Source organism: Streptomyces sp. NPDC044719, from assembly GCF_056433405.1.
This window is the reverse complement of sequence record NZ_JBWKHE010000007.1, coordinates 195864-222815: the sequence shown is the minus strand read 5'-3', so window position 1 is coordinate 222815 and position 26952 is coordinate 195864. Positions and strand designations below refer to the sequence as shown.

General features: G+C 70.4%; 26 protein-coding genes. 11 read left to right on the top strand and 15 right to left on the bottom strand.

The features are described from left to right. The first annotated feature begins 62 nt into the window (after positions 1 to 62). Entirely contained in the window at positions 63 to 1181 is a 1119-nt protein-coding gene (gene serC, locus AC07DF_RS27680) for a phosphoserine transaminase (RefSeq protein ID WP_478976875.1), read from the top strand. 75 nt (positions 1182 to 1256) lie between these two features. Here serC and AC07DF_RS27675 read toward each other — a convergent pair whose 3' ends face one another. Continuing rightward, positions 1257 to 2147 (bottom strand): NAD(P)-dependent oxidoreductase, encoded by an 891-nt coding sequence (locus AC07DF_RS27675; protein WP_478977922.1) that lies wholly within the window; start codon positions 2145 to 2147, stop codon positions 1257 to 1259. 91 nt (positions 2148 to 2238) lie between these two features. Here AC07DF_RS27675 and AC07DF_RS27670 point away from each other — a divergent pair, with 91 nt between their 5' ends. Beyond that, positions 2239 to 2835 carry a TetR/AcrR family transcriptional regulator gene (locus AC07DF_RS27670; protein ID WP_478976872.1) on the top strand — a complete coding sequence of 199 codons (597 nt, stop codon included), beginning with the start codon at positions 2239 to 2241 and terminating at the stop codon, positions 2833 to 2835. A 114-nt stretch (positions 2836 to 2949) separates the two neighbouring features. Here AC07DF_RS27670 and AC07DF_RS27665 read toward each other — a convergent pair whose 3' ends face one another. From AC07DF_RS27665 to AC07DF_RS27635, 7 genes are all read right to left on the bottom strand, one after another. Continuing rightward, positions 2950 to 4548 carry an alpha/beta hydrolase gene (locus AC07DF_RS27665; RefSeq protein WP_478976869.1) on the bottom strand — a complete coding sequence of 533 codons (1599 nt, stop codon included), beginning with the start codon at positions 4546 to 4548 and terminating at the stop codon, positions 2950 to 2952. Between the two features lie 219 nt (positions 4549 to 4767). Next, the gene (locus tag AC07DF_RS27660) at positions 4768 to 5088 is read right to left on the bottom strand and encodes a hypothetical protein (protein WP_478976866.1); all 321 of its coding nucleotides are present in this window, start codon (positions 5086 to 5088) and stop codon (positions 4768 to 4770) included. 108 nt (positions 5089 to 5196) lie between these two features. Then, the gene (locus AC07DF_RS27655; protein ID WP_478976863.1) at positions 5197 to 7389 is read right to left on the bottom strand and encodes a bifunctional polysaccharide deacetylase/glycosyltransferase family 2 protein; all 2193 of its coding nucleotides are present in this window, start codon (positions 7387 to 7389) and stop codon (positions 5197 to 5199) included. Then, complete coding sequence (locus AC07DF_RS27650) at positions 7389 to 8051, bottom strand: hypothetical protein (RefSeq protein ID WP_478976860.1); 663 nt, start codon at positions 8049 to 8051, stop codon at positions 7389 to 7391. Before AC07DF_RS27650 ends, AC07DF_RS27655 begins: the two co-directional genes overlap by 1 nt. 79 nt (positions 8052 to 8130) lie before the next feature. Continuing rightward, positions 8131 to 9651 (bottom strand): cellulase family glycosylhydrolase, encoded by a 1521-nt coding sequence (locus tag AC07DF_RS27645; protein ID WP_478976857.1) that lies wholly within the window; start codon positions 9649 to 9651, stop codon positions 8131 to 8133. 130 nt (positions 9652 to 9781) lie between these two features. After that, positions 9782 to 10600: an ABC transporter permease gene (locus AC07DF_RS27640; protein ID WP_478976854.1), complete on the bottom strand. Its 819-nt coding sequence runs from the start codon at positions 10598 to 10600 to the stop codon at positions 9782 to 9784. Next, positions 10597 to 11556 carry an ATP-binding cassette domain-containing protein gene (locus AC07DF_RS27635; protein ID WP_478976851.1) on the bottom strand — a complete coding sequence of 320 codons (960 nt, stop codon included), beginning with the start codon at positions 11554 to 11556 and terminating at the stop codon, positions 10597 to 10599. The genes AC07DF_RS27640 and AC07DF_RS27635 overlap by 4 nt, the downstream gene beginning before the upstream one ends. Positions 11557 to 11663: 107 nt before the next feature. Between AC07DF_RS27635 and AC07DF_RS27630 the strand changes: the two genes are divergently transcribed. Next, entirely contained in the window at positions 11664 to 12446 is a 783-nt protein-coding gene (locus tag AC07DF_RS27630; RefSeq protein ID WP_478976846.1) for a TetR/AcrR family transcriptional regulator, read from the top strand. Positions 12447 to 12640: 194 nt separating this feature from the next. Here AC07DF_RS27630 and AC07DF_RS27625 read toward each other — a convergent pair whose 3' ends face one another. Beyond that, on the bottom strand, positions 12641 to 13621 hold the full coding sequence (locus tag AC07DF_RS27625; RefSeq protein ID WP_478976843.1) for a WD40 repeat domain-containing protein: 981 nt from the start codon (positions 13619 to 13621) through the stop codon (positions 12641 to 12643). 183 nt (positions 13622 to 13804) lie between these two features. On the opposite strand from AC07DF_RS27625, the gene AC07DF_RS27620 reads away from it, so the two are divergent. Next, positions 13805 to 14479, top strand: coding sequence for a GDSL-type esterase/lipase family protein (locus tag AC07DF_RS27620; RefSeq protein ID WP_478976840.1), 675 nt, complete (start codon positions 13805 to 13807; stop codon positions 14477 to 14479). Here the strand turns inward: AC07DF_RS27620 and AC07DF_RS27615 are convergent. Continuing rightward, complete coding sequence (locus AC07DF_RS27615) at positions 14467 to 15216, bottom strand: aminoglycoside adenylyltransferase family protein (protein ID WP_478976837.1); 750 nt, start codon at positions 15214 to 15216, stop codon at positions 14467 to 14469. The two genes, AC07DF_RS27620 and AC07DF_RS27615, sit on opposite strands and share 13 nt — an antisense overlap. Before the next feature lie 65 nt (positions 15217 to 15281). On the opposite strand from AC07DF_RS27615, the gene AC07DF_RS27610 reads away from it, so the two are divergent. Further along, the gene (locus AC07DF_RS27610) at positions 15282 to 16274 is read left to right on the top strand and encodes an aldo/keto reductase (RefSeq protein WP_478976834.1); all 993 of its coding nucleotides are present in this window, start codon (positions 15282 to 15284) and stop codon (positions 16272 to 16274) included. A 215-nt stretch (positions 16275 to 16489) separates the two neighbouring features. Here the strand turns inward: AC07DF_RS27610 and thpR are convergent, their stop codons facing one another. Next, positions 16490 to 17062, bottom strand: coding sequence for an RNA 2',3'-cyclic phosphodiesterase (thpR, locus tag AC07DF_RS27605; protein WP_478976830.1), 573 nt, complete (start codon positions 17060 to 17062; stop codon positions 16490 to 16492). A 25-nt stretch (positions 17063 to 17087) separates the two neighbouring features. Here thpR and AC07DF_RS27600 point away from each other — a divergent pair, with 25 nt between their 5' ends. After that, entirely contained in the window at positions 17088 to 17609 is a 522-nt protein-coding gene (locus AC07DF_RS27600) for a GNAT family N-acetyltransferase (protein WP_478976827.1), read from the top strand. A gap of 96 nt (positions 17610 to 17705) precedes the next feature. After that, complete coding sequence (locus AC07DF_RS27595; protein ID WP_478976824.1) at positions 17706 to 18293, top strand: Uma2 family endonuclease; 588 nt, start codon at positions 17706 to 17708, stop codon at positions 18291 to 18293. 7 nt (positions 18294 to 18300) lie between these two features. On the opposite strand, the gene AC07DF_RS27590 is transcribed toward AC07DF_RS27595, so the two are convergent. Then, positions 18301 to 19662 carry an MFS transporter gene (locus AC07DF_RS27590; RefSeq protein ID WP_478976821.1) on the bottom strand — a complete coding sequence of 454 codons (1362 nt, stop codon included), beginning with the start codon at positions 19660 to 19662 and terminating at the stop codon, positions 18301 to 18303. Positions 19663 to 19689: 27 nt separating this feature from the next. Beyond that, positions 19690 to 20127, bottom strand: a complete 438-nt coding sequence (locus tag AC07DF_RS27585) for a MarR family winged helix-turn-helix transcriptional regulator (protein ID WP_215120700.1) — start codon at positions 20125 to 20127, stop codon at positions 19690 to 19692. 155 nt (positions 20128 to 20282) lie between these two features. On the opposite strand from AC07DF_RS27585, the gene AC07DF_RS27580 reads away from it, so the two are divergent. Further along, a complete protein-coding gene (locus tag AC07DF_RS27580) occupies positions 20283 to 20465 on the top strand; it encodes a ribbon-helix-helix protein, CopG family (protein ID WP_478976816.1) in 183 nt (60 codons plus the stop codon). 13 nt (positions 20466 to 20478) lie between these two features. Here AC07DF_RS27580 and AC07DF_RS27575 read toward each other — a convergent pair whose 3' ends face one another. After that, positions 20479 to 21924, bottom strand: a complete 1446-nt coding sequence (locus tag AC07DF_RS27575; protein ID WP_478976813.1) for an NCS2 family permease — start codon at positions 21922 to 21924, stop codon at positions 20479 to 20481. 117 nt (positions 21925 to 22041) lie between these two features. Here AC07DF_RS27575 and AC07DF_RS27570 point away from each other — a divergent pair, with 117 nt between their 5' ends. From AC07DF_RS27570 to AC07DF_RS27560, 3 genes are all read left to right on the top strand, one after another. Further along, positions 22042 to 22335 carry a DUF2530 domain-containing protein gene (locus AC07DF_RS27570; RefSeq protein ID WP_478976810.1) on the top strand — a complete coding sequence of 98 codons (294 nt, stop codon included), beginning with the start codon at positions 22042 to 22044 and terminating at the stop codon, positions 22333 to 22335. 297 nt (positions 22336 to 22632) lie between these two features. Further along, complete coding sequence (locus AC07DF_RS27565) at positions 22633 to 23478, top strand: class I SAM-dependent methyltransferase (protein ID WP_478976807.1); 846 nt, start codon at positions 22633 to 22635, stop codon at positions 23476 to 23478. Between the two features lie 110 nt (positions 23479 to 23588). Then, complete coding sequence (locus AC07DF_RS27560) at positions 23589 to 25982, top strand: HAD-IC family P-type ATPase (protein ID WP_478976804.1); 2394 nt, start codon at positions 23589 to 23591, stop codon at positions 25980 to 25982. A 55-nt stretch (positions 25983 to 26037) separates the two neighbouring features. Here AC07DF_RS27560 and AC07DF_RS27555 read toward each other — a convergent pair whose 3' ends face one another. Beyond that, positions 26038 to 26946: a hypothetical protein gene (locus tag AC07DF_RS27555; RefSeq protein ID WP_478976801.1), complete on the bottom strand. Its 909-nt coding sequence runs from the start codon at positions 26944 to 26946 to the stop codon at positions 26038 to 26040. Between the last annotated feature and the right edge of the window lie 6 nt (positions 26947 to 26952).

Sequence of the window (26952 nt, the reverse complement as noted above, 5' to 3'; positions counted from 1 at the left end):
CACCGTCTCACCCGACGGACGACGTTTCGCCCAGGTTTCTGGAAACGGCTACGCTCCCTTCCGTGGCTGAGATCCGGATTCCCGCTGACATCAAGCCCGCCGACGGACGTTTCGGCGCGGGCCCCTCCAAGGTGCGGACGGAAGCGCTGGACGCGCTGGCCGCGACCGGCACCTCCCTCATGGGCACCTCCCACCGCCAGGCCCCGGTCAAGAACCTGGTCGGCAAGGTGCGCGAGGGCGTCCGTGAGCTGTTCCAGCTGCCCGACGGCTACGAGGTGGTCCTCGGCAACGGCGGCTCCACGGCGTTCTGGGACATCGCGACGCACGGCCTGATCGAGAACAAGTCGCAGCACCTCAGCTTCGGCGAGTTCTCCTCCAAGTTCGCCAAGGCGTCCAAGCTCGCCCCCTGGCTCGCCGAGCCCACCGTCATCTCCTCCGACCCCGGCACGCATCCGGAGCCGCAGGCCGAGGCGGGCGTCGACGTGTACGCGTTCACGCACAACGAGACCTCCACGGGTGTCGCCGCCCCCATCACGCGGGTGCCGGGCGCCGACGAGGGCTCCCTCGTCCTGGTCGACGCCACCTCCGGCGCCGGCGGCCTGCCCGTCGACATCGCCGAGACGGACGTCTACTACTTCGCCCCGCAGAAGTCCTTCGCCTCCGACGGCGGCCTGTGGATCGGCGTCTTCTCCCCGGCGGCGATCGAGCGCGCGGAGCGCATCCACGCGTCCGGCCGCCACGTCCCGGAGTTCTTCTCGCTGCCCACGGCGATCGACAACTCCCGCAAGAACCAGACGTACAACACCCCGGGCCTCGCCACGCTGTTCCTCCTCAACGAGCAGCTGGAGTGGATCAACGGCCAGGGCGGCCTGGACTGGTCCGTCCGCCGCACGGCCACGTCCGCGCGGACGCTGTACGGCTGGGCCGAGGACGTCAAGTTCGCGAACCCGTTCGTCACGGACCCGGCCAAGCGCTCGCAGGTCATCGGCACGATCGACTTCAGCGACGAGGTCGACGCCGCCGCCGTCGCCAAGGTCCTGCGCGCCAACGGCATCGTCGACACCGAGCCGTACCGCAAGCTCGGCCGCAACCAGCTGCGCGTCGCGATGTTCCCGGCGATCGACCCGGCGGACGTCGAGGCGCTCACGAAGTGCGTCGACTACGTGATCGAGAAGCTCTGACCTTTTCTCGTACGCGAGTTTCGTACGTCATCGAGGGGCGCCCGGCGGATCACCGCGGGGCGCCCTCTCTCGTGCTCAGGCGGCCGCGCCCCGCCCGAACACCTCGAACAGCCGGGTCAGGCTGTCCTCCTCGTAGCCTTCCGCCGCTCCGCGCCGGAACGTCTCCAGCACCGCGGCGGGCAGCGCCGGGTCCACGCCCGAGTCACGCGTCGTGTGCACGACGTGGTCCAGGCTCGCCACGGCCATCGAGATCCGCTCGACGTCACCGGAGTGCCGCCCCGCCTCGATCCGCGGCGTGTAGAAGTCGAGGAACTGGCTCATCCCGCCCAGCGTTCCGGCCGCGTACGGCGTGATCTCCGAGGCCCTGATGCCGTTCGCGTCCGCCAGCGCCAGCATGTGCAGCCAGGCGGTCAGGGTCGTCCAGAACAGGTCCATCTGGAGCTGGTAGTAGAGCGCGGCCAGGCCCGGGTCCGCACCGCGGTAGTCGGTGCCCGTGATGACCTTCAGGACGTCCTCGTACTGCTCGAAGAGGTCCCGGGGACCGCTGTAGAAGGTGTCGAACTCCTGCGACCCGATGCCGGACGGCGGTGTCTGCACGCCGCCGGTGAGATGGCGTGCCCCGTGCTTCGCCGCCCAGGCGGCCCCCTCGCGGGCCCTGCCCGGGGTGTCCGAGCTGAGGTTGACCAGGACGCGGCCCTCCAGTGCCGCGGTGGCGGGTTCCAGGACGGCGTACATCGCGGCGTAGTCGGTGAGGCTCAACAGGACGACCTCGTTGGCCGCCAGCGCCTCCTCGACCGTGGCGGCGCGCACCGCTCCCCTGGCCACGAGTTCGTCGGCGCGGCTCGCGGTGCGATTCCAGACGGTGACCCGGTAGCCGGCGTCCAGGTAGGCACCGGCCATCGCGCGGCCCATGGGCCCGAGACCGATGACAGTCACGGAAGTGCTCACAGATGTCTCCCCGAAGATCTCTGAGGCGAGGACTAGAACGAACGCTCTATCCAGCGAGGAACCTAGCACAGCGACTAGAGCGATCGCTCCAGCTCGGTACAGTGGCGGCGTGAAGACCAAGGCCCCGCACGACCTCGAGACCGCCGGCACCCGTGAGCGGATCGTCCGTACGGCCTCACGCCTGATGCAGCGTCAGGGCTACGAGGGCACCGGCATCAAGCAGATCTCCCGCGAGGCCGGGGCGACGCTCGGCTCCGTCTACCACTTCTTCCCGGGCGGCAAGCAGGAGCTCGGCACGGCCGCCGTACGGCTGGGCGACGAGGAGTTCACCGAGCTGCTGCGCGAGTCGCTCGACGGGGAGCCGGAACCGGAGAAGGCCCTTCTCGCCCTCACCGCGTCCCTGGCCCAGGGTCTGCGCGACTCCGACTGGCTCGACGGCTGCCCGGTCACCTCCACCGTCGTGGGCACGGCGACCAGCGCCCCCGGCATCCAGGAGGCGGCCGCAGAGGCGTTCGCACGCTGGCGGACGGTGGTCGCCGAGAACCTGGTCGCGGCGGGCTTCGCCGAGACGGACGCCGGGGATCTGGCCCACACGGTGATCGCCACCCTGGAGGGCGCCGAACTGGCGTCCCAGGTCGCCCGCAGCGAGGCGCCTCTGGAGGTGGCGGGGCGTCATCTGGCGCGTTTGATCGCGTCGTACCGATGACCTTCGGGTAGCCGGGGATCCCGGCATCCGGCCTCACCCGGACGGCGAAGGGCGCCCGGCGACGAGCACCGGGCGCCCTTCTTCTCACACGATCCGAGGCTCAGGCGGGCGTGTTCAGCCGCCGTAGCCCAGGATCCCGCTCAGGGCCTTGCCGACCGTCGCGACGGTCGACTTGGCCGTGCCCGCCGCCTTCTCCGCCGTGGCCTGCGGCTTCGGGTCGGGCGACTTCTGGCAGACCGCGTCGGCCGTGCCGCTGCCGTGCGGCACCTTGCCGTTGGTGAGGTACGCCGCCAGGTGCTTGTCGAGGCAGGCGTTGCCGCCCAGCGTGATGCCGTGGTTGCCGCCGCCCTGCTCCACCACCAGGCTGGAGCCCTTCAGCAGGCGGTGCATGGTGACGCCGCCCTGGTACGGCGTGGCCGCGTCGTCCGTCGCCTGGAACAGCAGGACCGGCGGGAGCTTGGAGTTGGCGACGTTCACCGGCTTCAGCGACTTCGTCGGCCAGAACGCGCACGGGGCGTTGTACCAGGCGTTGTTCCAGGCCATGAACGGGGCCTTCTCGTACACGGCCCAGTTGTCCTTGCGCCACTGCTTCCAGTCACGCGGCCAGGAGGCGTCACGGCACTGCACGGAGGTGTAGACGCTGTAGCCGTTGTCGCCGGAAGCGTCGATGGCGGCGATGTCGTCGTAGGCCTTGACCAGCGCAGCGGTGTCCTGCTTGTTGACGTAGGCCGCGAACGTCTGGGCGAGGGTGGGCCAGTAGGCGTTGTTGTAGCCGCCGGGTATGAAGATGTCCTCCAGTTCGGAGGCGCCCACCTTGCCGCCCGCCGGCTTCTTGGCGAGGGCCGCCCGCATGGCGTACCACTTGGCCTCGATCTTCTTGGGATCGGTGCCGAGCTTGTACGTGGAGTCGTACTTGGCTATCCACGCCATCAGCGCCTTGTGGCGCTTGTCGAAGGCGTAGTCCTGCTGGATGTTGTCGTCGTACCAGACCCCGGTCGGGTCGACGATCGAGTCCAGCACCAGGCGCCGCACCCGGTCGGGGTACGACTTGGCATAGACCGCGCCGAGATAGGTGCCGTACGAGTAGCCGAAGTAGTTGATCTTCTTCGCGCCGAGGGCCTTGCGGATCGAGTCCATGTCCTTCACGGCGCTGGCCGTGTTGATGTACGGCAGGACGTCCTTGTACTTCGTGCCGCAGGCCTTGGCGAAGGACTTGGCGCGATCGAGGTTGGCCTTCTCGAGCGCGGGGGTGCTGGGCACGGAGTCGGGGCGCACCGGGTCGAAGTGGCCCGGCTTGCAGTCCAGGGCGGGCTTGCTCTCGCCCACGCCGCGCGGGTCGAAGCCGATGACGTCGTACTGGGCCGCGACCTCCTTCGGCAGGGACGAGGCGACGAAACCGGCCAGCGACAGACCGCTGCCACCGGGGCCGCCCGGATTGACCAGCAGCGGGCCCTGGTACGTCGAGGCGGTGTGCGGCACCCGGGAGAGCGCCAGCGTGATCTGCTTCCCCTGCGGCTTCGCGTAGTCGAGCGGCACCTTCACCGACGCGCACTGCATCGTCGGGGAGTCGTCCGTGGCGCACTTCTTCCAAGTGACCTTCGCGGCCTGGGCGGTGGTCGCGGAGTGCGGCGCGTCGGCGCTGGCGGGAACGGCGGTGAGGGTCCCGGCCAGGACGACGGTCGCGCCGCACAGTACGGCTGCGCTTCTTCTCATGGAGTTCTCTCAGAACGGTGAGGGGGGTCAGGCCCGCGTCAACACGGGCCGTGCCGCATCGTTTCGGAAGAGCACGCCATGCAAATACGTATTCGACCAAGACTTGACCGAATCGAGTCATCCCATGCGAGCAAACCCCTTTAAAAGAGGGGTATTTGGGCCACCGATACCCAAACACCCCTCCCCGCCGCATGGACCAGGGAACTCACAAGGAGCGGTTCAGGAGCCCGGGAAGGGCTGAAGGAAGCCACGGGCCCCTTCCTGGTCCTCCTTCGCGTCGTCGCCGTCGTCGTCGCACCGGGTCTGCGTCGTGTTGGTCTGGGGCCCGAACAGGACGGACCAGACGATGCTCTCGAGGCCCTGCCGCTGGGTGTTGGACGTGTAGCACGAGGAACTCTGACCTTTGCCGCCGTCGGACGGCGCGGCGCTCTGGGCCGCGACGGGCGCGGCGGAGGTCAGGGCCGCTCCGAGGATGATGACCGCCGCACCGGCCGAGTGTGCGAGGGATCGGGGCATATAGTGCAATCGCGGAGTTTTCATGATCACACCTTGAGCGGAAAAGTGCCCGGGAGGAAGGCTCACGGCCCCTCCGCCGGGCAACTCAACCCGAACGGCCTCCCGGGCCGTACCCACCCCGCCGGGGCCCGCTCAGGTCCGGCGCGTGGAGGGCTGCGGAGGCAGCATCACGTCTCCGCTGCGCTTGAGCCGCTGCCAGGGCAGCCGGTAGCCGTTGATCGCGGTCAGGCAGGCCTGGGTGAGGACCAGATACATCACCTGGCGGTAGACGACCTGCTGAAGCGGGAGCGCCCACAGGGGCCTCAGCCGCTCTCCGTCGAGGTGGAAGGCGTACGCGGCACAGACGGCCTGCACCGCCAGCACACCGCACCACGCGAGCACGGTGGTGAGCGGGTTCCCGAACACCAGGCCGTAGAGGGCCAGGATGTCGATCAGCGGGGCGAGCAGCGGGGTGAGGATCTGGAAGACGGCCAGCAGGGGCAGGCCCAGGCGGCCGAAGCGGCCCGCGGGGCCGCGCTCGAGCAGGGCGTGCCGGTGCTTCCAAACGGCCTGCATCGTGCCGTAGCTCCACCGGTAGCGCTGGCGCCACAGTTCCCGCAGCGAGGACGGTGCCTCGGTCCAGGCGAGCGCGTCCGGCACGTAGCGGATCTCCCACCCGGCCCGGTGCAGGGCCATGGTGAGGTCGGTGTCCTCGGCGAGGGTGTCCGCGCTGACCATCCCGGCGTCCCGCAGGGCCTCGGCGCGGAACGCCCCGACGGCACCCGGAATGGTGGGCATGCAGTGCAGCAGGTCGTACATGCGGCGGTCGAGGTTGAAACCCATGACGTACTCGATGTGCTGCCACCGGCCGAGCAGCCGCCGACGGTTGCCGACCTTGGCGTTGCCGGCGACCGCGCCGACGCGGGGGTCGGCGAACGGCTGGACGAGGCGGCCGATGGTCGAGGGGGCGAAGACGGTGTCGGCGTCCAGCATGACGACGAGATCGTGGGAGGCCCGCAGGAGGCCGGTGTTGAGGGCGGCGGGCTTGCCGCTGTTGGGCCGCCGGACGACGGTGACGTTCTTCAGGGCGAGTGACTCCGCGAGGTCGGCGGTGCCGTCGCGGGAACCGTCGTCCACGACGATGATCTCGACGGGGTGGTCGCTCGCGGCGAGGGAGCGGAGCGTCTTGGGGATGCACAGCTTCTCGTTGTAGGCGGGGATGACGACGCTGACGTGCCGGGTGACGGGCCCGGCCCCGCCGGTGCCGGGGCGCCGGTGGCGCCGGTGGCGGCGGGCGTGGTGGCGGGCCAGGAAGAGCAGCAGCACACACCGGGCCAGGACGAGCGAACCGACCACCAGCAGCAGCGCGCCGACGGCCGTGACCGCTGTCGCCGACACGGTGACGGCGGCCACGAAGACGCGGCCGCTCCACCGATCCGCCGTGTCGACCGGGCTGGTGAGGGTCTCGGCGCCGACGAGCTCGGCGAGCGTGGTGAAGCGATAGCCCTGGGCCTGCAGCCGGGGAATCAGGGTCTTGAGGGCCTCGACCGTCTGCGATCTGTCCCCTCCCGCGTCGTGCAGGAGGACGACGGCGCCCCTGCCCGCGGTCGGGGTGGCCGCGTCGGCGATCGCCCGGGCGCCCGGCCGCCGCCAGTCGTTGGTGTCCTGGTCGATGAACGCCAGGACGTAGCCCTTCTCGCCCAGGCGCCGGACCAGGGACCACTCCGGGGCGTCGAGGGCCGCGGGTGTCGAGGAGTAGGGCATCCGCATCAGCGAGGTGTGGATGCCCGCGGCCCCGGCGAGGGCGAGTTGGGTCAGTGCCAGCTCACGGTCGACGTCGCTCGCGGACCGGGTGGTCAGGTCCGGGTGGGAGAAGGTGTGCACGCCGATCTCGTGGCCGGAGCGGACCACCCGGCGCAGCACGTCCGGGTACCGGGCGGTCTGCTGCCCGGTGACGAAGAAGGTGCCGGGGGTGCCGTAGCGGTCGAGCACGGCCTGGACGCGGGGCGTCCAGGTGGGGTCCGGGCCGTCGTCGAAGGTCAGGACGACGGTCTTGTCCGGCGTGCGATAGGTGCGCGGGCGGTCGTCGGTGGTGTCGACGACCGGGCCGCCGCCCGAGATGGAGCGGGGGACGCCGGTGGCCGGTCGCCGGTCGCGCCCTTCCTGGTCACCGGCGAAACCCCTGGTGGTGTAGCCCTCGACCAGCAGGACCGATGCGACGAAGGCCAGCAGGACCAGGGGGACGACGACGCGGAAGCGATGCCGCGGCGCCAGGGGTGCTCGGGTCCGCCGCGGACCGGGCGGCCTCGATGAGCGGTCGGGTGACCGGTCGGGGCGCCGCCGCATCAGGGGGCCTCGGCCACCGTGGGGTCGGCGGGCGGGGGCGTCTCCGCGACACCGGACGGTGCCGACGGGCTGGGCGCCGGCCCTGTGGGCTCAGGTGCCGGTGGGGCGGGTGGGGCGGTGGTGGGCGGAACGGGTGAGGGCGGAGCCGGGGGTGAGGGCTCGGTGGTTTCCGTCCCCGGTTCGGGGGCGGGCTCGCCGGGGCCGGCGGGCTGCTCCGGGGAGGGAGGCTCCTGTGTCGGCGTCGCCTGCGGTTCCGGGTTGCCGGAAGGTTCCGGTGCGCCGGGCGGCGGACTCCCGGGCACCAGGGGCGGGTCCAGGGAGGGGCCGGGCCCGGTGAGCCCCGGGACGAGCAGGGCGCTGGGGCCGGCGGCGTCCGCGGCGTCGACGGGCGGTGCCAGGGGCGTCCCGCCCGGGGCCCGGTCCTTCGGCGCGGCGGGCCCCGCCACGTCGCCGGGGAGCAGCGCCCCGGGTGCGAAGGGCGTCGCTCCCATCAGGCTCAGCCCCAGTACCGCCATGTAGGCCGCCGCGCAGCCGGCCAGTCCGTAGCCGACCCGCCGGAGATTGCGCGCACGCCGACCGGAGGAGTCGACGAACACCGGGAGGCTCGGATCGCTCGACGGTTCCTGCCCTGTTTGCCCTCCATTGGCACGGTCAGGCGCCATAAATGTCAGCGTACGCCGCCGCGGCGCGGCCGGTCAGCCGAGGCGCCCGGCGAGCACCGGGCGCCCCCTCGCACCGACGTCAGGTCGCCGTGCAGCTCACACTCGGCACCGCTCCGCCCCCGGGTGCGCCACCGAGGCCGAGGCTCACCGAAGCCCCCGCCGGCACGCTCCCGTTGTGCGCGGCGTTCACCGCCGTCACGCTCGCCCCGCTCTGCGTGTACGAGGCGTTCCACATGCTGGTGACCTTCTGTGCGCCGCTCCACGTCCAGGCGACCTTCCACGAGGTCAGCGGCGTGCTGCCCGTGTTGGTCACCTTCACCTCGGCGTTGAAGCCGCCGCCCCAGTCGCTGCTCACCGTGTAGGCGGCGGTGCAGGCGGCCGGGCCGCCGGGGTCACCCGGCCCGCCGGGGTCCGGCCCGGAACCGCCTCCCGCGAAGCCCGGCGCCTTGATCGCCTTGAGGTATCCGTCCTTCGCGGTGTCCACGGTCTGCCAGTCGTCCTTCAGGATGCCCCCCGTGTCGCCGGAGTTGGGGTTCCAGGACCAGAACGTCCAGTGGAAGCTGTCGGCGCCGTACGCCGAGGTCGACCGCAGGTAGGTCACCAGCGCGGACAGCCACCTCTGGTCCACCCCCGACTGGAGCGTCGTGCCGAACTCGCCGAGCCACACCGGGGCGATGTTCTGCTTGAAGATGTAGCCCCAGTACTTGTCCCAGATCCCCGGCATGTTGGCCGGGAACGACGGGTCGCCGAACCAGGGCTGCTGGGCCACCGACGTGGCGTAGTCGTGGGCCGAGTACACCAGCCGGTTCGGCACGTCGAGCTGGACCGGGTACTGGGCCACGCCCATGAGGTTGCCGCCCCACCAGCCGTTGGTGCCGTTGTACGACTGCACGCCCTCGACCATGATCAGCAGCTCGGGGTTGACCGACAGCACCGCGTTGCCCGCGCGCTGGGCGGCCAGGCGCCAGTCGCGGGACGTGTCGCCGCAGCCCCAGCAGGCCGGGTCGTGGGGCTCGTTGTGCAGGTCGATGCCGACGACGGTGGAGTTGCCCTTGTAGCGCGTGGCCAGGGCCTTGAGGTTGGCGATCCAGGTCGACTCGGGAACCGACGCCGTGTACCAGAGGGCCGACTGGCCCGCCGCGTCAGGCCGGTGCCGGTCGAGGACGATCTTGAGTCCGGCCTGTCCGGCGTACGCCACGATCTTGTCCAGGACCTGCAGCGAGGTCAGGCCCCGCAGGTCGGTGTTCTTGCCGTCGTGGTTGACGCTGTCGGGCATGGTGCCCGACTTGAGGATGTCGTCGCTGTAGGGCATCCGGATGGTGTTGTAGCCCAGCGACCTCATCTGGTCGATCATGCTCTTGTAGTCGCGGGCCCACAGGCCGTGGACGACGTGGTTGGCGGTCTCGAAGCCGAACCAGTTGACGCCGGCGATCCGGACGGGCGCTCCGGCCGCGTCCAGGATCTGACGCCCGCTGGTGTGCCAGTAGCCGGCGCCGGCCTTGACCTCGGCGTCGGCGTCGGCGCGGGCCGACTCCGTGCCGGCCAGCGGTAACAGGAGCGCCGCGGCAACACACAGCGCTCTACGCAGGCTGCGGAACATGTGGCTGCTTCCTCTCGGGGAGGCGCGGCCCCGGAATCGAATGGGAGCGCTCCCATAACGCCGCGCACCTCCCAGGAAACTGACACACCATGAGCACGTCAAGACTCCGGGAGGTGTGCGGCGCTCGTGTCTACCGGCTCAGCTTCTTGAACCGCCGTACCGCCAGCGGCAGGAAGATCGCCGTCAGGATCACCGGCCACACCCCGGACATCAGCAGCGCGTGCTGCTCGACCCAGGTGTCACCGCCCACCGGTGTGCCGAACAGTTCGCGGGTCGCCGCCGCCGTGGAGGAGATCGGGTTCCAGACCGCCACCCAGCCCAGCCAGTCGGGCATCAGCTGCGGCGCGACGAAGATGCTGGAGATCATCGTCAGCGGGAAGGCGACCGCGAAGAGGCCGCCCGCCGCCTCCGGGTTGGGCACGATCAGGCCGAGCCACACGCCGATCCAGATCAGCGAGAAGCGCAGCCACAGCAGCAGCCCGAACGCGCCGAGGAAGCCCAGCCCGCCGTCCGGCCGCCAGCCCATGGCGAGCGCGGTGAGCATCATGATCGCCAACTCGGCGCAGGCGACGATCAGATCGGTGACGCCGCGCCCGGCCACCACCGCCGAGGACGACATCGGCATGGAGCGGAAGCGGTCGATGACGCCCTTGGCGGAGTCGTAGACCACGACGGTCGCCGTGTTGATGAAGCCGAACGCCATGGTCATCGCGAACATGCCCGGCATCAGGAAGTCCTGGTAGTCACCGCCGCCCGGAACCTTCATGGCGCTGCCGAAGACATAGCCGTAGAGCAGCACGGACAGGATCGGGAAGCCCAGCTGCCAGGCGATGTTGACGGGCTGGCGCTGGTAGTGGGTCAGGCCGCGGCGGACGATGTTCCAGCAGTCGGCGAGCAGCCAGTACGTGCCGCTGCGCGCGCTCGGCGTGCTCAGGTCGATGGCGCTCACGCCGTGGCCTCCTTCTCGGTCCGGTGTCCGGTCAGGCGCAGGAACACGTCGTCGAGGCTCGGCCTGCGCAGCCCGATGTCCTCGACGCGGACGCCCTCGTCCTGAAGGGTCCGCGCCACCTCGGTGAGGGCCGTGACCCGGTCGGCGACCGGGGCGTGCACCCGCAACTCGGTCTCGTCCGTCTCGGGTTCGCCGTCCGTGACCCGGGCGACCACCTTCACCACCCGCGGGATCTCGGCGCGCTCGGCGACCACGACCTCGATCCGGTCGCCGCCGACCAGGTTCTTCAGCCCGTCCGGGGTGTCGTCGGCGATGGCCCGCCCCTGGTCGATCACGGTGATGTGCGAGGCCAGCTTGTCGGCCTCCTCCAGGTACTGCGTGGTGAGCAGCACCGTCGTGCCACCCGCCACCAGCGCCCGTACGGACTCCCAGACCTCGCCCCGGCTGCGGGGGTCCAGGCCCGTCGTCGGCTCGTCGAGGAACAGCACGGCCGGCGCGAGGATCATCGAGGCGGCGAGGTCGAGCCGGCGCCGCATGCCGCCGCTGTACTTGCCCACGCCCTTGTCGGCGGCGTCGGCCAGGTCGAACTGCTCCAGCAGCTCGCCGGCCCGGACCCTGGCCCGCTTGCCGCCCAGATGGAACAGCCGGCCGAACATCTCCAGGTTCTGCCGGCCGGTGAGCACCTCGTCGACCGCCGCGTACTGCCCGGTGAGCCCGATCCGGGCCCGGACCTCGCGCGGCTGCCGGGCCACGTCGAGACCGGCGACCGATGCCCTGCCCCCGTCCAGCCGGATCAGCGTGGACAGGATGCGCACGGCGGTGGTCTTGCCCGCCCCGTTCGGCCCGAGCAGGCCGTGCACCGTGCCCTCGCGCACGGCCAGGTCGAAGCCGTCGAGGGCGCGTTTCTCGCCGTACCGCTTCTCCAGCGCCTCGGCCCGTACCGCGTATCCGTCCATGCCGCCCCTCCCGTGAGCCGTTCTTCACCGGTCTCTGAACTGAGTACAACGTACCCGATTACGCGTACGATGTACCCAGTTTTTGGCGTGGCCTCTAAGCTGGGCCCATGACGAGCGGGACGAGTGGTGCGGGCAGCACGGAGACCAGCGGCAGCGGCGATATCGCCCGCACCCTCGAACTGCTGTGGGACACCGGCCGCCGCCCCAGCCGGGGCCCCAAGCCGACCCTGACCCTGGACCGGATCGTGGAGGCGGCCGTCCAGGTGGCGGACGCCGAGGGGCTGGACGGGCTGTCCATGCGCCGCGTCGCCGCCGAGCTCGGCACCGGCACCATGTCGCTGTACCGGTACGTCCCCGGCAAGGGCGAACTGCTCGACCTCATGCTGGACCGGGTGCAGCGCCGCTCCGACAACCCCTCCGATCTCGGCGACGGCGGCTGGCGCGCCGCCCTGGAGGCACTGGGCCGCACGACCCTCGCCCTCTACCGCCGCCACCCCTGGCTGCTCCACGTCAACCAGTCCCGCCCGGTTCTCGGCCCGAGCGCCGTCGACGGCATGGAGAAGATCCTCACCCGGATCCGCCCGATGGGGCTGTCCGACCCCGAGCTGGTCTCCGCGGTCATCATGATCGACGGTTACGTCGTCGGAGCCGCGCGCACGCAGCTGTACGAGCGGGAGGCGGAGCGCCGGACGGGCCTGACGGACGCCGAGTTCTGGCAGGCGCAGGTGCCGGTCCTGGAGAAGGCCATGGCTTCCGGCCGCTACCCGGTGATGGCCTCGCTCTCCGAGGACAGCTTCGGGTCCGACTTCGACCACTTCGAGTTCGGACTGCAGCGGATCCTGGACGGCCTCGAGGTCCTGGTGGAGCGGCGCGGCCAGTCGGCCACCTAGGGCCTGTCTGACAAATCCCCGTCGTCCGCCCGAAGGGCGGGCTCCGCGGCGTCTGGTGCGTGCGATCGCAAGGCGCCGGAGCGTCCTCGTGGCGGAGCCACGTGGGCGGTTCGGCAACGCGGCGAGCGTGCGTGCCAGGCGTCGCGGAGCAGGCGTGGATTTGTCAGACAGGCCCTGGGGCCTGCCGTGCTCCCCTACCGTCGCCGTCGCCTCAGCCCCCGCAGCGCGAACAGCGCGGCACCGGCCACGGCGACGGCGATGGCTCCGGTCTTGAGGTTGCCCGTCAGCCCCTCGCCTCCGGAACCGTCCGAGGAGGCCGAACTGCCGCTGCCGGAGGGCGAGCCCGACCCGCCGGACCCGGGAGCGTCCTGCGGCTCCACGGGGCTGTCGGCCCCCTCGGCGCCGTACATGAGCTTCTTCCCGTCGGCGGTGTAGGTGACGGACTCCCCCTGCCCGAGGAACGGCACGCCGAGCCGCTCGCTCTTCTTGATCTTCCCGCCGTTCCAGTCGTACGCGATCGCCCCGAAGTAGCTGCGTACGACGAGGTGTTCGGCGTCCGGGGAGAGCGTGGCGTCGGTGGCCTCCAGGTCGGGGACGGCCGCGACGGGCCGGAAGACGTTGCTCCCGGTGGGAGAGAGCTCGGCCGGACCCTCGTACAGATGCCCGCCCTTCTCGTTCTTGTCGACGATGTAGACGCGGCCGGTCTTCGGGTGCACGACGAGCGACTCGGCGTCCCGCGCGCCGTCGGAGTACTTCACGACGTACTGCGTGGCCCGGACGGTCTGGTCGCGCAGGTTCTTCGGCTCGGGCAGCCGGTAGATCCACACGTACGGCCAGCTGCCGCCGAGGTTGTCGCCGATGTCGCCGACGTAGATCTGGTTGCCGGGCCCGATGGAGATGGCCTCCACATCGCGCGGGCTGCCCACTCCGGCCATGGTGATCGTGGCGACGGTCTCGCCCGTCGCGCTGTCGACGGCGTAGAGATACGCCCCGTCGTCGCTGTCGTTGTGCGTCCAGTAGATGCCGGGGTGCTGACGGGAGGCCGCCAGACCGCTGGACTCCGTGATGCGCGGATCCTTGATCGTGAACTCCTCGTCACCGTCGGCGGCGGAGGCGGGCACGGCGAAGGCGCCCACGAGGAGAGCCGCGGCGAGGAAGGCGAACGGTCTGCGCATGCCCCAAGCCTGCCATCCCGCTCCGCGGTTCATCGGCACAACGGATCACGGACGAGGCGCATCACGGGCGAGAGGCGTCACGGACGGCCGCCGGGGCAGCCCCCGGTCCGCCGCCGTCCCGCGTGGCCCGACTCACACCCCGTCCGGCGGCCCGGGCCTCCCGTGATCCTCCATGATGAGCGGATGCTCAGGTTCATGCCCGTAGGTGACTCCATGACGATCGGAAGCACGGGCGAACACACGTGGCGCTACCGGATCTGGCAGCACCTGTGCCGTTCCTACGGCGGCCCCTTCACCCTCGTCGGCCCGCGCGAGACGCTCTACGACAAGCTCGACGACGCCCCGACGTCGTACGCCTACGCCGAACCGGACTTCCCGCGCGCCCATCTGGCCGGCTGGGGCGAGGGCTGGCTGCACATGGCCCCGCTGATCGGCGAGGCGGTGCGCTCGACGCGCGCGGACGTCCTGCTGGTCTCCCTGGGCCTCATCGACCTGGGCTTCTACACGAACGCGGAGCAGACCGCCGAGAACGTCCGGGCCTTCGCGGCCGAGGCACGGGCGGCGAACCGGCGGGTGCGGATGGTGTGGCTGCCGGTCACCCCGAACGTACGGGCCGAGACGGACGCGGCGTTCGCCGGCGAGGTCGCCCGCTTCAACGAACTGCTGGCGAAGGCGGCCGCGGACCTCGACGAGCCCGGCTCCCCCATCCTCCTGGCCTCGACCCCGCCGTCGTACGACATCGACACCGACACCTACGACGGCACGCACCCGGGCGCGAGCGGCGAGCACAAGATCGCGGCGGCGTTCGCGGAGGCGATGCACCAGGCGTGGGACCTGGGCGAGCCCTACGAGGCGTGACTCTCGCTGATCACCCCGGCCAGAAACTCCGCGCAGGCCCGGGACGCCACCAGGTCGTCCCAGCGCTCTTCCACCTCCCCCAGATAGACGGCCCGGGCACGGGCGAGGACGGGCCGGTGCCCGGCGGGCAGCCGGCCGATCGCCCACTCGGCTGCCGCGTCCTTGGAGCGGATGTCCCCGGTGGTGAGGGTGGTCCAGATCCGGGCGAGGGTGAGCAGCACGTTGCGGGTGTCGGAGTCCACCTCGCCCATCAGCTCCGGCACACCGGCGACGACGGCCCGCCTGAGGTCGGCGTGCGGCACGGGGTCGAGGAGTTCGGCGGGCGGCGGCCCGTGGAGCGGGGCATCGGCGAGCAGAACCATGGTGAGCAGGGGCGCCAGATCGGGACTGGGCTCCGGACCCGGAACCACCCCGCGCTCATACTCCCCCCGCAGCCAGTCCCCATAGAGGAAGTCACAGGTGGGCGGGTACCGCCAGGGCCGCACATCGTCCCGCACGACGACGATCAGCTCGACGTACCGCCGCCCGCCCACACCGGAGACCTTCAGCAACTCATCCACCAGTTCCCGGCGTTGGGCATGCGTCAAGGACTCCCGCACCACGGCCAGCACATCGATGTCGCTGTGCGGACGCAGTCCGCCCAGGGCGGCGGAGCCGTGGAGGTAGATCCCGAGGAGGGTGTCGGGGAGGATGCGGTGGAGGAGCCGGACGAGGTGATCGGCGGCAGGGACGGTCATCGTGGCGCACAGTACGCGGGTACGTGCTTGCTTGGAGCGCACTTCAAGACGTTGGCTTGGGCAGCATGAAGTACACGCAGCTCGGACGCACGGGACTCAAGGTCAGCCGGCTCGTCCTCGGCACCATGAACTTCGGCCCGCAGACCGACGAGGCCGACAGCCACGCCATCATGGACGCGGCGCTGGACGCGGGCATCAACTTCTTCGACACCGCCAACGTGTACGGCTGGGGCGAGAACAAGGGCCGTACCGAGAGCATCATCGGCAACTGGTTCGCCAAGGGCGTGGGACGCCGCGACAAGGTCGTCCTCGCCACGAAGGTGTACGGCAACATGGGCGCCGACGGCCCGGCCTGGCCCAACCACGACAAGCTCTCCGCCGTGAACATCCGGCGGGCCGTGGACGCCAGCCTCAAGCGGCTCCAGACCGACCACATCGACGTCTACCAGTTCCACCACATCGACCGGGACACCCCCTTCGACGAGATCTGGCAGGCGATCGACGTCCTGATCCAGCAGGGCAAGATCCTCTACGTCGGATCGTCGAACTTCCCCGGCTACAAGATCGCCCAGGCCAACGAGATCGCCGCCCGGCGCGGCGGGACCATCGGGCTGGTCAGCGAGCAGTGCCTGTACAACCTCGCCGAGCGGCGCGCCGAGATGGAGGTCATCCCGGCCGCGCGGGACTACGGCCTCGGCGTCATCCCGTGGTCGCCGCTGCACGGCGGTCTGCTGGGCGGCGTGATCAAGAAGGAGGTCGAGGGCGGACGACGCGCCTCCGGCCGCGCGGCCGACGCCCTCGCCGACCCGGCGACCCGCGCGCGGATCCAGTCCTACGAGGATCTGCTCGACAAGCACGGCATCGAGCCCGGCGAGGCCGCCCTGGCCTGGCTGCTCACCCGCCCGGGCGTGACCGGACCGATCGTCGGCCCGCGCACGGCCGGGCAGCTCGACTCCGCCCTGCGAGCGGCCGACCTGGACCTGTCCGAGGAGCTCCTGACCGGCCTCGACGAGATCTTCCCGGGCCCGGGTCCATCACCGGAGGCCTTCGCCTGGTAGCGCCCCGGTAAGGGGCGCGGGGCTGTATCCGATCTGCGGCTGCGCCGCGTGGGCGCGACCAGCCCCCACCGGCCCGCAGCCGGAAAGCGACGGGCAGTCCCCCGCCCCTGTCCGCCTACCTCCCCAGCGCGGAAGCCAAGGCGACAACGAGAAACATCAGCACGAGCACACCGGCCATGATCCGGTTACGGGTTTTCGGGTCCACGGCACCGAGCCTAACCGGCGTCCCCGAGCGCCCACCGACCGACCGCCTCATACCGGGGCTGCTCCCCCGGGACCCCCGAGGTCGGCAGATTGCTCCGCACCAGCGCCAGCTCGCCCACCGTCCAGGTCCGGCTCGTGAACCCGGCCAGGGCGTCCAGATACGCCCGTACGTCCCTCGCCTCCCGGCTCCTGGCGATCGTCAGGTGGGCCTTGTACCGCCGGTGCTCCCCCATGGGCACCCCCGCCTTCCGCGCCGCCGCCTCGGCCCGGTCGGCCAGCAGCCGCAGGGTCGCCAGGTCCCCCTCCGCCCCGGCCCACAGCGCCCGGCCGTGCCCGAACTGACCGCCGCCCCGCACGGCCAGCGCAAACGCGTGGGTGCGGCGAGCGACCCGCTCCAGCCGGGCCGACAGTTCCGGCACGAGGCCGTCGTCGACCTCCCCGTAGAAGGCGAGCGTGAAGTGCCAGCCGGCCCGGCCGGTCCAGCGCATCCCGTCGGCCCCGGGCAGCTTCCGCAACGCGTCCACGGCGGCGCCGAGTTCACGGGTCACCTCGTCGGGAGGCAGTACAGCGGCGAAGACTCTCATGGGCCCAGCCTGGCACCATGAGGCCATGGAGATCACCATCAGAGAAGGCGGTCCCGCCGACATTCCCGCGATACTCGGCATGCTCGACAGCTGTGTGGAGTGGCTGGTCTCACAGGGGCGCACGGGACAGTGGGGGACGAAGCCCCTGTCGCAGAGCCCGAAGACGGTGGAGTCGGTCGGCCGGTACATGGGCGAGGGCAGTGTGTACCTGGCCGAGGCCGACGGCGTCCCGGCCGCCACCCTCACCCTCACCGACTCGCCCGGGGCCTACCTGGCCCAGCTCTCGCCGCCCGGCGAGCCCGAGCGGTACATCCACTGGCTGGCCTCCGACCGCCGCTTCAAGGGCCAGGGCCTGGGCAGCGCGCTCCTCGCACACGCCGCCGAGGAGACCCGCCGGGCCGGGGTGGGCCTCCTCCGGGTGGACTGCTACGCCGGCGACGACGGCAAGCTCGTCCGCTACTACGAGGCCAACGGCTTCACGCGCACCGCGGCCTTCACGGTCGGCGAGAACAACTGGCCCGGCCAACTGCTGGCCCGCAGGGTGTAGGCGGCCTCCGGGCCCGGGCGTGTCCCGGTCACCGTGCGTATCGTTGTACCGCGCGGCCGGCTCCATCCGCGGGTGCGGCCGGGGAGGAGCGCCACGATGACCGTCCTTGCAGACAGGATCGAGATGGCCGACAGCAGCGGTGAACTCACCCTCGACACGATGTTCGAGTGGGTGGAGACGATGCCGGTCCCCGAGGGCTACAAGGTCGAGATCGTCGGGGGGAACATCTTCATGGCGCCTCAGCGGGACACCCACTGGGACATCATCCTGGACATCGTCGAGCAGCTGCGCAGCAAGTATCCGCGCAAGCGCGTGAAGTCCGACGTCCGTGTCGACTACCCGGGCCATCTCAACGGCTTCGCCTCCGACATCACCGTGATGGCGGAGGGCGCGGCGAAGAACGCGAAGGGCCTGTGGCGCTACCAGGACGTCGAGTTCGTCGCCGAGGTCATCTCCAGGAAGACCGCCGCCAACGACTACGGTCCCAAGAAGGACGCCTACGCCGTGGCCGGCGTGCCGGTGTACCTGATCGTGGATCCGTACACCGGCCGCTGGCATCTGCACACCCAGCCGAAGGACGGCGAGTACCGGGGCGAGCTGAGCCTGGACTTCGAAGACGAGATCGACCTGACCGCGACCGTGGTCGGGCTCGTCCTGAAGACCGGCGAGTTCCCCCGGGACTGACGCCCGCCTACGCCGCCGGAGCCAGTGCCTCCTGCTCCCGGGGGACGAACCGCACCCGTGGGTGGCCGTGGTGCCAGCCCACCGACAGGCGCAGATTGCCGACGCGGGCCAGGATCAGGCCGATCACCGCCGCGGCGGCGGCCGCCACCGCACCACCGGCCGCCAGCCCGACCCGGGCGCCGTAGGTGTCGGTGATCCAGCCGACTATCGGGGCGCCGACCGGGGAGCCGCCGAGGAAGACCATCATGTAGAGGGCCATGACACGGCCGCGCATGGCCGGGTCCGTGGACATCTGGATGCTGGTGTTCGTCGTGACGTTGACCGTCATGCCGAACAGCCCCAGCGGGACCATGAGCAGGGCGAACAGCCACAGCGTCGGGGTCGTCGCCGCCACGATCTCCAGCGCCCCGAAGACCATGGCGGCGGCGATCAGCAGCCGCAGCCGGGCCGTACCGCGCCGAGCCGCTAGCAGCGCACCCGCAACCGAACCCACCGCCATCAGCGTGTTGAACATGCTGTAGGCGCCCGCGCCCGCGTGGAACACATCGTCCGCGAAGGCCGAGAGGTAGACGGGGAAGTTGAAGGCGAAGGTGCCGACGAAGCCGACCAGGACGATCGGCCAGATCAGCTCGGGCCGGCCGGTGACATAGCGCACGCCCTCCCGCAGCTGCCCCTTGCCGCGCGGGGCGCGCTCCACGGCGTGCAGCTCACGGGCGCGCATCAGCAGCAGACCGGTGAGCGGCGCGACGAAGGACAGACCGTTGAAGAGGAAGGCGAAGCCGGTGCCGACGCCGGTGATGAGTATGCCCGCGACGGCGGGGCCGACCAGGCGGGCGGACTGGAAGTTCGCGGAGTTCAGGCTGACCGCGTTCTGCAGCTGCCCGGGGCCGACCAGCTCGGAGACGAAGGACTGCCGGGCCGGGTTGTCGACGACCGTGGCCAGGCCCATCGCGAAGGCGGCGACGTACACGTGCCACACCTGGACATGGCCGGTGAGGGTGAGGACCGCGAGGGCGAGGGCGGTGAGGCCCATCGAGGACTGGGTGACGAGCAGGGTGGGCCGCTTGCGCAGCCGGTCGACGAGGACACCGCCGTAGAGGCCGAAGAGCAGCATCGGCAGGAACTGCAGCGCGGTCGTTATGCCGACGGCCGCGGAGGAGCCGGTGAGGCTGAGGACCAGCCAGTCCTGGGCGATGCGCTGCATCCAGGTGCCGATGTTGGAGACGACCTGCCCCAGGAAGAACAGGCGGTAGTTCCTGACCTTCAGGGAGGAGAACATCGAGGACTTGCGCGGGAGCGTGTCGGAGGTGGGCGGGGAATCGTGGGGATCAGGTGCGGGGACGGAAGCTGCTCCGGGTCCCGAACTCAAAGGGTTCGCCTCCTTGCGACATACGGCTTACAGATGCGCGAGCTTCTCCAGCACGGGGGCGGCGGCGCGGAGTTTCGCCCACTCGTCCTCGTCGAGGTCCTCGACCAGGGTGGCCAGGAACGCGTTCCGCTTGCGGCGGCTCTCCTCGAGCATCGTTTCCGCCTGCTCGGTGCGCGTCACGACCTTCTGGCGCCGGTCCTCGGGGTGCGGCTCCAGACGGACCAGCCCCTTCGCCTCCAGCAGGGCCACGATGCGGGTCATCGACGGCGGCTGGACGTGTTCCTTGCGGGCGAGCTCGCCCGGCGTGGCCCTGCCGCAGAGGGACAGGGTGCCGAGCACCGACATCTCGGTGGGGCTGAGCGACTCGTCGACACGCTGGTGCTTGAGCCGACGGGACAGCCGCATCACGGCGGATCGGAGGGAGTTCACGGCGGCTACGTCGTCGCCATGGCTGAGGTCCGGCATGTTCTTTAGCATAACTCATTACTCTCGCTAAAGAACACCGGGGACACGCGAAAACACCCGTGACCCTGGCCACTTACCCGTGACATCACTCATATGGGTGACGCGGCGACGGAACGCGCCCCACCGCACCGAACGATGCCGCGACCCTCATGCCCATGGGGACCAGCGTGCTCAGCCTGCGAATAGACCACGACCTGCTCGACCGGCTCCGGCACCATGCCGCGAAAAGGGGAATGAGCGTCCAGGACTATGTCGTCCGGACGCTCATTCGAGATGACTTCGACGAACGGTTCCAGGCCGCCGTCGAGGAGACGGAGAAGTTCTACGGAGTCACCTGAGGACCGCGTTCGATCACGTCAGCCCCAGCGCGGGCATCAGGTAGTAGAACCCGAACACCGCCGCCACCGCGTACATCGCCGCCGGAACCTCCCGGCCCCGGCCGGCCGCCAGGCGCAGCACCGCGAAGGTGATGAAGCCCATGCCGATGCCGTTGGTGATCGAGTACGTGAACGGCATCATCAGCATCGTCACGAAGGCCGGGACGGCGATCGTGTAGTCCGCCCAGTCGATCTCCTTGACCGAGCCGGAAAGGATCAGGAAGCCGACCGCGACCAGGGCCGGGGTGGCCGCCTGGGACGGCACCATCGTGGCGACCGGCGTCAGGAAGAGGGCGAGGGCGAAGAGCCCGCCGGTGACGACGTTGGCGAGACCGGTGCGGGCACCCTCACCCACACCCGCCGTCGACTCGACGAAGGCAGTCGTGGCCGACGACGAACTCGCACCACCGGCGGCGACCGCGAAGCCGTCCACCAGCAGCACCTTGTTGATGCCGGGCATCTGCCCCTGCGCGTCCGTCAGCTTGGCCTCGTCCGACACGCCCATGATCGTGCCCATGGCGTCGAAGAAGCACGACAGCAGCACGGTGAAGACGAAGAGCACGCCGGTCAGCATGCCGACCTTCTCGAAACCACCGAACAGACTGACCTGCCCGACCAGCCCGAAGTCAGGACTGGCCACGGGATTCCCGGGCCACTTCGGAGTGGTCAGCCCCCAGCTGGGCACATCGGCCACGGCCTCGATCACCACCGCGACCACCGTCATGGCGACGATCGAGATCAGGATCGCCCCGGACACCTTGCGCACGATCAGCGCGAGCGTCAGCAGCACGCCCAGCACGAAGACCAGCACCGGCCACCCGTTCAGATGGCCGTCACCACCGAGCTGAAGCGGCACGGTCGTCTGCGCGACATCCGGAATCCGGGAGACGAAGCCGGCGTCGACCAGCCCGATCAGCATGATGAACAGACCGATACCGATCGAAATGGCCTTGCGCAGCCCGAAGGGCACGGCGTTCATGACCCGCTCGCGCAGCCCCGTGGCGACCAGCAGCATCACGACGAACCCGGCGAGAACCACCATGCCCATCGCATCCGGCCAGGACATACGCGGAGCCAGCTGAAGCGCGACAACCGAATTCACACCCAACCCGGCGGCGAGCGCGATCGGCACATTGCCGATGACACCCATGAGCAGGGTGGTGAAGGCCGCCGTGAGGGCCGTGGCGGTGACCAGCTGGCCGTTGTCCAGCTGATGGCCGTACATGTCCTTCGCGCTGCCGAGGATGATCGGGTTCAGCACGATGATGTAGGCCATCGCGAAGAAGGTGGCGAGACCGCCCCGGACCTCGCGGGACAGGGTGCTGCCCCGCTCGGAGATCCGGAAGAAGCGGTCGAGTGCACCGTACGTGGGCCCGGCTCCCGGTGGGGCGGGGACCTGGGCGGGAGCCGAGGACGACATGTGTTTGGTGTTTCCTACGAAGAGAAGTGGTCAGACACAAACCGTTTCAGTATGAACATATAAACCCCCGAACGACCATCTCCGCGCGTAGACCTGATCGCCTCGTAAGCTGTCCCCATGGCGAAGTGGACCCCCAGGCACGAGGCGCCGGAGCCCCTGGAGGGCCCCGTGGTCGCCACCATCACCGGCGGCACGATTCTGTGGTTCCTCCTCTTCCTGGTTCAGCTCCCCTTCTATGGCTGGTTCGACGACCACGGCCACACCTGGTGGCTGTGGACCTGCCTGGCCGGAGGCGGCCTCGGACTCTTCGGCGTCTGGTACGTCCGCAGGCGCGACGCCGCGATCAAGCGAGCCGCGGCCCAGGACACGACGACAAATCCACCGACCCGCTCGACCCCCTCGGCGCAGTAGAGGGGCCACGACGCCCCCGCACCCGCGCACGGCGAGAAGGGGCCGTGTCGGGGGGTGTCCGCCCGCAGCGGTTGTCGCGTCAACGAACAGTCAGTCGGCGCGGGACCCCATCGCGACGTTCCGAGGACGGACACCCCCCGACGCGGCCCCGACCCACCACCCGGCGCAAGGCGCGAACGCGCACCCCCACACTCCGGCGAGACACCTCCGGCGAGACACAGCCCCGCCCCCTCCCTACGCTCAAGAGGAGACGGCGAACGCGCGGAAGAACGCAGGGAACCGGTGAGGAGCGCAGCCATGACGACGCAGAACAGCACGGTCGAGGCGGACCGGGCACTCAAGGCCAAGCACCGGGCGATGTGGGCCCAGGGCGACTACCCGTCCCTGGCCGCCGAGGTCATCCCCGGGCTGGGAGCGGTCCTGGTCGAGGCATGCGGCGTGCGCCCCGGCCAGCGCGTACTGGACGTGGGCGCCGGCAGCGGCAACGCCGCGATCCCCGCGGCCCTGGCCGGTGCGGACGTCATCGCCTCCGACCTGACCCCGGAACTGTTCGCCGCGGGCCGGCTCGCGGCCGGGAAACAGGGCGTGGACCTCACCTGGCAGGAGGCCGACGCCGAGGCCCTGCCCTACGGCGACGCGACGTTCGACACCGTGCTGTCCTGCGTCGGCGTCATGTTCGCCCCGCACCACCAGCGGGCCGCCGACGAACTCGTCCGGGTCTGCCGGCCGGGCGGCACCATCGGCCTGCTGAGCTGGACGCCCCAGGGCTTCATCGGCCGGATGTTCGCCACGATGAAGCCGTACGCGCCCCCGCCCCCGCCGGGCGCCCAGCCGCCCCCGCTGTGGGGAGACGAGGACCATGTGCGCGCGCTCCTGGGCGACCGGGTCACGGACGTCCACGCCGAGCGCGGGACCGCCCGGGTCGACCGCTTCGCGACACCCGAGGCGTTCCGGGACTACTTCAAGGAGCGCTACGGCCCGACGATCGCCGTCTACAAGAACATCGCCGACACCCCCGACCGCGTCGCCGCCCTGGACCGCGACCTGGTGGACCTCGCCCGCGACGCCGCCCTGGGAACGGGCCCGGGCGGGACGGCCCTGGAGTGGGAGTACCTGCTGCTCACCGCCCGCCGGGCAGGCTGACGGACGCGTACAACTGCCGTACGACCAGGGCAGGACGCCCATCCTCCCCAGGTCGGATCTTCCCCGCATTCAGCGGGTGAAGCGGCAAATCCGCACGTACCGTCGAATGCATGACGCATCTCGACGCGGGTGCCCGGCTCGACTCGGCGCGGCCGGCGACGGTCACCTCGCCCGTGACCGGCCTGACCGGTGCTCAGGTCGCCGAACGCGTGGAGCGCGGGCAGGTCAACGACGTGCCGGTGCGCAGCAGCCGCTCCACCGTCGACATCGTCCGCGCGAACGTCTTCACCCGCTTCAACGCGATCATCGGCGTGCTGTGGCTGATCATGCTGGTCGTCGCACCGATCCAGGACAGCCTGTTCGGCTTCGTGATCCTGGCCAACACGGGCATCGGGATCGTCCAGGAGTGGCGGGCGAAGAAGACCCTGGACTCGCTCGCGCTGATCGGCGAGGTGCGCCCCACCGTGCGCCGGGACGGGGTCTCCGGTCAGGTCAGCACCTCCGAGATCGTGCTCGACGACCTGATAGAGATCGGGCCGGGTGACAAGGTCGTCGTCGACGGTGTCTGCGCGGAGGCCGACAGCCTGGAGATCGACGAGTCGCTGCTCACCGGCGAGGCCGACCCGGTGGTCAAGAGCCCCGGCGACCAGGTGATGTCGGGCAGCTTCGTGGTCGCCGGCGGCGGGGCGTTCCAGGCGACGAAGGTCGGCCGTGAGGCGTACGCCGCCCAGCTGGCCGAGGAGGCCTCGCGTTTCACCCTCGTCCAGTCCGAACTGCGCTCCGGCATCTCCACGATCCTCAAGTACGTGACGTGGATGATGGTCCCGACCGCGATCGGCCTGATCATCAGCCAGCTGTTCGTGAAGGACAACCCCTTCAAGGACTCCGTGGCGCGCACGGTCGGCGGCATCGTCCCCATGGTCCCCGAGGGACTGGTCCTGCTCACCTCCGTCGCCTTCGCCATCGGCGTCATCCGGCTGGGCCGCAAACAGTGCCTGGTCCAGGAGCTGCCCGCGATCGAGGGGCTGGCCCGGGTCGACACCGTCTGCCTCGACAAGACCGGCACCCTCACCGAGGGCGGCATGGACGTCACCGAGCTGCGGCCGCTGGGGGACGCCGACGAGACGTACGTACGACAGGTTCTCGGCGCCCTCGGCGAGTCGGACCCGCGGCCGAACGCCTCCCTGAAGGCGATCATCGACGCCTACCCGGACGGCGAGCAGTGGCGCTGCACCCAGGCGCTGCCCTTCTCCTCGGCGCGCAAGTACAGCGGCGCCGCGTTCGCCGAGACCGGCGGGGAGACGAGCACCTGGCTGCTCGGCGCACCGGACGTCCTGCTGCCCGAAGACGACCCGGCCCTCGCCGAGACCGGGCGGCTGAACGAGCAGGGCCTGCGGGTGCTGCTGCTCGCCCGGGTCGAACGCGACCTCGACGACGCCGAGGTGACCGAGGGGGCGAAGCCCACCGCCCTGGTCGTCCTGGAGCAGCGGCTGCGGCCCGACGCGGCCGACACCCTGAGCTATTTCGCCGACCAGAACGTCCGGGCCAAGGTCATCTCGGGTGACAACGCGGTGTCGGTCGGCGCGGTCGCCTCGAAACTCGGGCTCTCCGGCACCACCGTCGACGCCCGCCGGCTGCCCGCCGACGAGGACGGCATGGCCCGGGCCCTCGACGACAACACGGTGTTCGGGCGGGTCACCCCGCAGCAGAAGCGGACCATGGTGGGGGCTCTGCAGTCCCGAGGTCACACGGTCGCGATGACGGGCGACGGGGTGAACGACGTCCTCGCCCTGAAGGACGCCGACATCGGCGTGGCGATGGGCTCGGGCTCGGAGGCGACCCGGGCGGTCGCGCAGATCGTGCTGCTGAACAACACCTTCGCCACGCTGCCGTCGGTGGTGGCCGAGGGCCGCCGGGTGATCGGCAACATCACGCGTGTGGCGACCCTGTTCCTCGTCAAGACGGTCTACTCGGTGCTGCTGGCCGTCCTGGTGGTCTGCTCACAGGTCGAGTACCCGTTCCTGCCGCGCCACTTGACCCTGCTGTCGACGCTGACGATCGGCGTCCCGGCCTTCTTCCTCGCGCTCGCGCCCAACAAGGAGCGGGCCAGGCCCCATTTCGTACGGCGGGTCATGCGGTACGCGATCCCGGGCGGGGTGGTGGCCGCGGTGGCGACCTTCGCGACGTATCTGATCGCCCGGCAGCACTACTCGGGCGCGGGCGCGCTGGACGCGGAGACCAGCGCGGCGACGCTCACGCTGTTCCTGATCTCGATGTGGGTCCTGGCGATCATCGCCCGGCCGTACACCTGGTGGCGGATCGCCCTGGTCGCGTCGATGGGCGGGGCGTTCCTGCTGGTCCTCGTCGTGCCGTGGCTCCAGCAGTTCTTCGCGCTGAAGCTGGTGGGCATGACGATGCCGTGGACTGCCGTCGGCATCGCGGTGGTCGCGGCGGCCACCCTGGAAGTGCTGTGGAGGTGGGTGGACCGCCGCCTTACCGTCTAGCCGCGGCGCCGCGGGGCTGGTCGCCCAGTTCCCCGCGCGCGCCTGAAGGGGCGTTCTACTTCACGTCGACGAAGTCGCCCGTGGCGTTGACCGCCGGGGTGGTGGTCGTGCCCGCGAACGAGTAGCGGAAGTAGCCGTCGGTGGAGGCCTTGACCGTGGTCTTCAGCTCACCCGTGCTGTTGGACTTGATGGTCTTCACCGTGGTGTAGGTGCTGGAGTTCTTCTTACGGAACTGCAGCTTCACCGACTGGTTGGTGTAGCCGTGGTACTTGTTGTCGTCCCAGTTGGCCCGGGACAGCTTGCCGGTGACGGTGATGGTCTTGCCCTTCTTCACCGGCTCGGGCGAGGCGTTGACCGTCAGCTTCGAGTAGCGCTGGAGCTTGAAGGAGTTGGTCGGGTCCGTCACCGCGACACCGACCTCGTCCAGGTTCGGGTCGTCCGGGTTCTCGCCGTTGAACGCGACCGCGAAGCCCGCGGCCTTCCAGGAGCCGGCGTCCTCGTTCAGCAGCGCGAACGGGTCGATCTCGACGGTGGTCTTGCAGTTGGCGACGGTCGCGGAGGAGTCCGTGCAGCTCGCGTCGTTGCTGTCGAAGTAGAAGATCGAGTTCTCGAACGAGGCGCCGCGGTACAGCTCGACGCCCGCGAAGAAGTCGTCCGCGTGGATGTCGACGTCCGCGCCGTGCGTCAGCTTGAAGGAGACGGGCACCTTCACCAGGTTGGTGGTGCCGACGGAGATGTTCTTGCCGTTGTTGACCTTGACCGAGGAGAAGGTCGCGTTCAGGGCGTACGGCTCGCCGTCCACGGCGGCGGCGAGGGCCGACCGGCCGGAGTCGGCGTGGACGACCTTGCTGGCGGCGGCGATGTCCGCGGGGACCTTCGGCTCGGCGGCCTGCGCGGCCGGCACGGCGAAGGCGGAAAGGGCCAGGGCGCCGGTGACGGCGGCCACGGTGGCTCGGATGCGCATGCGTTC

Excerpts from the sequence above, each read along its gene's own strand:
- AC07DF_RS27665 (WP_478976869.1), bottom strand. The coding sequence starts at position 4,548 with ATGAGAAGAAGCGCAGCCGTACTGTGCGGCGCGACCGTCGTCCTGGCC.
- AC07DF_RS27660 (WP_478976866.1), bottom strand. The coding sequence starts at position 5,088 with ATGAAAACTCCGCGATTGCACTATATGCCCCGATCCCTCGCACACTCG.
- AC07DF_RS27655 (WP_478976863.1), bottom strand. The coding sequence starts at position 7,389 with ATGCGGCGGCGCCCCGACCGGTCACCCGACCGCTCATCGAGGCCGCCC.
- AC07DF_RS27650 (WP_478976860.1), bottom strand. The coding sequence starts at position 8,051 with ATGGCGCCTGACCGTGCCAATGGAGGGCAAACAGGGCAGGAACCGTCG.
- AC07DF_RS27645 (WP_478976857.1), bottom strand. The coding sequence starts at position 9,651 with ATGTTCCGCAGCCTGCGTAGAGCGCTGTGTGTTGCCGCGGCGCTCCTG.
- AC07DF_RS27635 (WP_478976851.1), bottom strand. The coding sequence starts at position 11,556 with ATGGACGGATACGCGGTACGGGCCGAGGCGCTGGAGAAGCGGTACGGC.
- AC07DF_RS27630 (WP_478976846.1), top strand. The coding sequence starts at position 11,664 with ATGACGAGCGGGACGAGTGGTGCGGGCAGCACGGAGACCAGCGGCAGC.
- AC07DF_RS27625 (WP_478976843.1), bottom strand. The coding sequence starts at position 13,621 with ATGCGCAGACCGTTCGCCTTCCTCGCCGCGGCTCTCCTCGTGGGCGCC.
- AC07DF_RS27620 (WP_478976840.1), top strand. The coding sequence starts at position 13,805 with ATGCTCAGGTTCATGCCCGTAGGTGACTCCATGACGATCGGAAGCACG.
- AC07DF_RS27615 (WP_478976837.1), bottom strand. The coding sequence starts at position 15,216 with ATGACCGTCCCTGCCGCCGATCACCTCGTCCGGCTCCTCCACCGCATC.
- AC07DF_RS27610 (WP_478976834.1), top strand. The coding sequence starts at position 15,282 with ATGAAGTACACGCAGCTCGGACGCACGGGACTCAAGGTCAGCCGGCTC.
- thpR (WP_478976830.1), bottom strand. The coding sequence starts at position 17,062 with ATGAGAGTCTTCGCCGCTGTACTGCCTCCCGACGAGGTGACCCGTGAA.
- AC07DF_RS27600 (WP_478976827.1), top strand. The coding sequence starts at position 17,088 with ATGGAGATCACCATCAGAGAAGGCGGTCCCGCCGACATTCCCGCGATA.
- AC07DF_RS27595 (WP_478976824.1), top strand. The coding sequence starts at position 17,706 with ATGACCGTCCTTGCAGACAGGATCGAGATGGCCGACAGCAGCGGTGAA.
- AC07DF_RS27585 (WP_215120700.1), bottom strand. The coding sequence starts at position 20,127 with ATGCCGGACCTCAGCCATGGCGACGACGTAGCCGCCGTGAACTCCCTC.
- AC07DF_RS27580 (WP_478976816.1), top strand. The coding sequence starts at position 20,283 with ATGGGGACCAGCGTGCTCAGCCTGCGAATAGACCACGACCTGCTCGAC.
- AC07DF_RS27575 (WP_478976813.1), bottom strand. The coding sequence starts at position 21,924 with ATGTCGTCCTCGGCTCCCGCCCAGGTCCCCGCCCCACCGGGAGCCGGG.
- AC07DF_RS27570 (WP_478976810.1), top strand. The coding sequence starts at position 22,042 with ATGGCGAAGTGGACCCCCAGGCACGAGGCGCCGGAGCCCCTGGAGGGC.
- AC07DF_RS27565 (WP_478976807.1), top strand. The coding sequence starts at position 22,633 with ATGACGACGCAGAACAGCACGGTCGAGGCGGACCGGGCACTCAAGGCC.
- AC07DF_RS27560 (WP_478976804.1), top strand. The coding sequence starts at position 23,589 with ATGACGCATCTCGACGCGGGTGCCCGGCTCGACTCGGCGCGGCCGGCG.
- AC07DF_RS27555 (WP_478976801.1), bottom strand. The coding sequence starts at position 26,946 with ATGCGCATCCGAGCCACCGTGGCCGCCGTCACCGGCGCCCTGGCCCTT.